Source organism: Kitasatospora sp. NPDC057595 (assembly GCF_042800875.1).
GTDB lineage: Bacteria > Actinomycetota > Actinomycetes > Streptomycetales > Streptomycetaceae > Kitasatospora.
Genome location: NZ_JBHVGL010000055.1, coordinates 1 through 4,082, shown reverse-complemented (window position 1 = coordinate 4,082; position 4,082 = coordinate 1). Strand labels below are relative to the sequence as shown.

Sequence of the window (4,082 nt, the reverse complement as noted above, 5' to 3'; positions counted from 1 at the left end):
CACGCCCTCCCGGTCGGTGGTGTGATCGTCCGAGAAACGACGGTCACCCGTCGCGTCCGGCACGTACTTCACACAGACAACGATCCTCAAGCTCACGGCCTGTCTCCTGTACTGGTCTCGTCCGGCGGCTGCGGCAGTGCACGTGGGCGCGCACACGGCTCGCACCCACTCCCGGCAGCGTGTTCCCGTGCCGGTCCGGAACTTGCTGGCAGCATACCCGCCAGTAGCCCGACGGTCACTACTCACCAGTAGCTTACGCCGGACCCCCGGCCGGGGTGCCCCGTCAGGGCCATCCTGCCCCAGGCCGGCCCGGGCTCCACCAGACGGGGCTGCCCTCGTGCCGCCGGATTCACCTCGGCAGCATCCCGCACGCCCCCGCCCGCGCCCCGGCGCCCACCGTCCTGGCCGCCCCGAACACCCCGGACACCCCGGCCGGGCTCAGACCGCCGCGCCCAGCGCCGCGATCACATCCGCCTTCCGCGGCTGCCCGGCCGCCCGCCGCACCACCCGGCCACCGGCGTCCAGCACCAGCACGGTCGGCGTCCGGACGATCTCCAGCCGCCGCACCAGCTCCAACCGCTCCTCGGCGTCCAGTTCGACGTGCGCCACCCCGCCGACCATCCCCGCCACCTCCGCCAGCACCCGCCGGGTGGCCCGGCACGGCTGGCAGAACGCGGTGGAGAACTGCACCAGCGTCGCCCGCTCGCCGAGCGCCTCCCCCAGCTCCGCCGCCGACAGCCGCACCGCCCCGTCCCGCTCCCGCACCCTCAGCCTCCCGTCACGCTTCGCTCGGATCAGCCCGAACGCGCTCGCGGCCACGAGCACGACAACACACACCACCAATCCGGTCATCCCCCCAGTCTGCTCCGCCCCGTACCACGCCGGCGACGGGGGCCGGCTCTCCCGCAACCCCCCTCGACCCGTGTCACCGGCCCCGCGTACCATCGGCCCGTGGACTCCGACCGCCCCGCACAGCCGCTGCTGACCATCCGCCGGGTGGTCGACCTGTGCCGGGCCACGGCCTCGCGCTGTCGCTGACGCGCGCCCCGGCCCTCCCGGGTGCCCGCGCGACCCCGTCGCCGCGCGCCCCGTCGCCCCTCCCCGCCCCGGAGTCCCCGTGCAGATCGACCCCCGCGGCCCGCGTTTCGCCGCCGCCCTCACCACCCTCGTCCTGATCGCCGTCCTGCTCACCGGCAGCGGTGCGCTGCTCGCGGCCCAGACCCTCGTCTTCGCCCTCGGCGCCCTCGGCGGCCTGCGCTTCTCCCCCTACTCCTGGCTCTACCGCACCCTGGTCCGGCCCCGGCTGGCGCCACCCGCCGAGACCGAGGACGAACGCCCGCCGCGGTTCGCCCAGGGGGTCGGCCTGGTCTTCGCCGCCGTCGGCACGGCCGCCCTCCTGACCGGAGTCGGCTGGCTCGGCCTGCTCGCCACCGGGTTCGCGCTGGCCGCCGCCTTCCTCAACGCCGCGTTCGGCTACTGCCTCGGCTGCGAGGCGTACCTCCTGGTCCTGCGCGCCCGCACCCGGACCGACCTGGCCGCCTGAGCCGCCCCGGGCGGGAGAAAACCGACCGGACGCCCGGCCGGGAAAAGTTCCCGGCCGGGCTCATCACGCACATCACACCTCCCGATCGGGTCCCACGGGCTCGGCTCAGGTGACAGCGGGTACCCGTTCGGGGGATCATCTCCGTGTATCGCCCGTGGCCGCCGCGGTGTGCCGCGCCCCCGGTCGGCCCCCACCTACGGCACGCGGGTCCCCGTCGTACCGGGCCCCAGGCCCGTCGAAGTCAGGACTGACCGTGGCAGAGCTCGTGTACCCGCCGGTGATCGGCGCCGCGCTGACCGTCTTCCGCGCACTCGACGTGCGCATCAGGATCGTCGGCGCCGAACACATCCCCGCCAAGGGCGGGGCGGTGCTCGTGAGCAACCACATCAGCTACCTCGACTTCCTCTTCGCCGGCCTCGGCGCCTACCGCGGCGGCAAGCGCAAGACCCGCTTCATGGCCAAGGACGACGTCTTCAAGCACGCCGTCTCCGGCCCGCTGATGCGCGGCATGAAGCACATCCCCGTCGACCGCACCGACGGCCAGCCCGCCTACGAGGCCGCCGTCCGCGCCCTGCGGGCCGGCGAGGTGGTCGGTGTCTTCCCCGAGGCGACCATCAGCCGCTCCTTCATGCTGAAGAAGTTCAAGACCGGCGCCGCCCGGATGGCCGCCGACTCCGGCGCCCCGCTGCTGCCTGTCGTCCTCTGGGGCACCCAGCAGCTGTGGACCAAGGGCCGTCCGAAGACCCTCACCAAGCGGCACGTCCCGGTCACCATCATGATCGGCGAACCGATCGTGCTGACGCCCGAGGACAAGCCCGTCATGGTCACCCGCCGACTGCGCGCCGCAATGTCCGAGATGCTCGACCGGGCCCAGCGCGAGTACCCCGGCAAGCCCGCCGGACCCGACGACACCTGGTGGCTGCCCGTCCACCTCGGCGGCACCGCGCCCACCCTGGAGACCGCCGAGGCCGAGGACGAGGCGGAGGCCGTCGCCAAGGCCGAACGCCGCGCCGCCCGGGGCTGACAGCCAGGTCCTACCGCGCCCACCCGGTCCGACCGCGCCCCGCGAACGGATGACTCCCCGTCCCCGGGCGGACGCGGACCGTTGCGTGTCTCCCCGCCCGCCCCTCTCCGATCTGACACAGTGACAGCTCCTTCGGGGGGCTCACGCCCGGCCGCGCCGGGCGGATCGAAGACGGAGATGAGACGCGGATGACCCGCACACGGACACGGCTCTCCCCCACCACCCCCGCCCCCCATCGCTCCGGCCCCTCCACGGCCCGCACCCGCCACCGCACCGGTGCGGGCCTCCTGCTCGCCGGGACCCTGCTCACCGGCTGCGGCGCCCAGCCCGGCGACATCCCGCTCAGCGAGATCCGCGCCGAATCCCCCACCCCGACCCCGGCCGCCGAACCCGCCGTCGCCGACGCCACCGCGGGCGTGGTCGGCGCCGCCGCGGCCACCCCCACCGCCCCACCGGCGCACAACGGCCTCATCGCCGCTCGGGCCTTCCTCGACCAGGACCGCCTCACCAGCGCCATCTTCGCCGTCACCCCCGACGGCAAGACCCGCCGGCAAGTCACCCAGCCGGCCGACCGGACCCTCGACGACCACCCCGCCTGGTCCCCCGACGGCACCACCCTCGCCTTCGACCGCACCGGCGGCGACTCCCCCGGCCGGATCTGGACCACCGGCACCGACGGACAGAACGTCCACCAACTGGGCTCACTCTGTGAGGCCGGTGCCCCCGACTGCCTCAACGAGACGGAGACCATGCCCGCCTGGTCCCCCGACGGCAAACAGCTCGCCTTCACCCGCGGCTGGGGCGCCGCCGACCCGACGAGCGAGCAGATCCAGTACAGCGACCTCTACGTGATCGCCCCCGACGGCACCACCGCCCAGCGGCTCACCTTCCTGACCAACGACACCCCGTACTCCGGCGTCGTCACCGACCCGGCCTGGTCCCCCGACGGCAAACAGCTCGTCTTCTCCTACCGGACCAGCGCCACCGGCCAGCCCGCCAACAGCCGCGCGCTCTACATCGTCAACGCCGACGGCACCGGCCTGCGCCGCCTCACCCCGTGGGAACTGCGGGCCGGCGACCGCGCCAACTGGTCCCCCGACGGCAGCCGCATCGTCTTCACCACCTACCCCGCCGGCCCGGACAACGCCCCCGGCGGCGGCATCTACACCGTCCACCCCGACGGCACCGCCGTCGAAGCACTCACCCCCGGGCCCTCCGACACCACCTACGGCATCGCCTCCTACTCGCCCGACGGCACCGCGATCGCCTTCGCCCAGGCCCCCGCCGGCGGAACCTCCGAGCTCTACACCATGCGCGCCGACGGCTCCGGCGCCACCCGGATCACCGACACCGCCGGCCACGGGGAGAGCCGCCCCAGCTGGGGCACCGCCCAACCATCGAGCTGAGCACATTTTCGGTAAACGCAAAGAACCCCCGCCGGTAATCCGGCGGGGGTTCTTCTCAAAATTTGTTCGGCGGCGTCCTACTCTCCCACAGGGTCCCCCCTGCAGTACC

4 protein-coding genes and 1 pseudogene are annotated in these 4,082 nt (G+C 74.0%); 3 read left to right on the top strand and 2 right to left on the bottom strand.

Annotated features, from left to right (window positions below; all coding sequences use genetic code 11):
• Both ACFU9E_RS35305 and ACFU9E_RS35300 read right to left on the bottom strand, forming a co-directional pair.
• Window positions 1-96 (bottom strand): annotated as a pseudogene (locus ACFU9E_RS35305) (electron transfer flavoprotein subunit beta); the annotation flags it as partial.
• Window positions 97-438: 342 nt separating this feature from the next.
• Complete coding sequence (locus tag ACFU9E_RS35300; protein WP_380688998.1) at window positions 439-852, bottom strand: TlpA family protein disulfide reductase; 414 nt, start codon at window positions 850-852, stop codon at window positions 439-441.
• A 265-nt stretch (window positions 853-1,117) separates the two neighbouring features.
• On the opposite strand from ACFU9E_RS35300, the gene ACFU9E_RS35295 reads away from it, so the two are divergent.
• From ACFU9E_RS35295 to ACFU9E_RS35285, 3 genes are all read left to right on the top strand, one after another.
• Entirely contained in the window at window positions 1,118-1,543 is a 426-nt protein-coding gene (locus ACFU9E_RS35295; RefSeq protein WP_380689000.1) for a DUF4395 domain-containing protein, read from the top strand.
• Window positions 1,544-1,796: 253 nt separating this feature from the next.
• On the top strand, window positions 1,797-2,567 hold the full coding sequence (locus tag ACFU9E_RS35290; RefSeq protein WP_380689002.1) for a lysophospholipid acyltransferase family protein: 771 nt from the start codon (window positions 1,797-1,799) through the stop codon (window positions 2,565-2,567).
• A 188-nt stretch (window positions 2,568-2,755) separates the two neighbouring features.
• A complete protein-coding gene (locus ACFU9E_RS35285) occupies window positions 2,756-3,973 on the top strand; it encodes a hypothetical protein (RefSeq protein ID WP_380689004.1) in 1,218 nt (405 codons plus the stop codon).
• The last annotated feature ends 109 nt before the right edge of the window (window positions 3,974-4,082 follow it).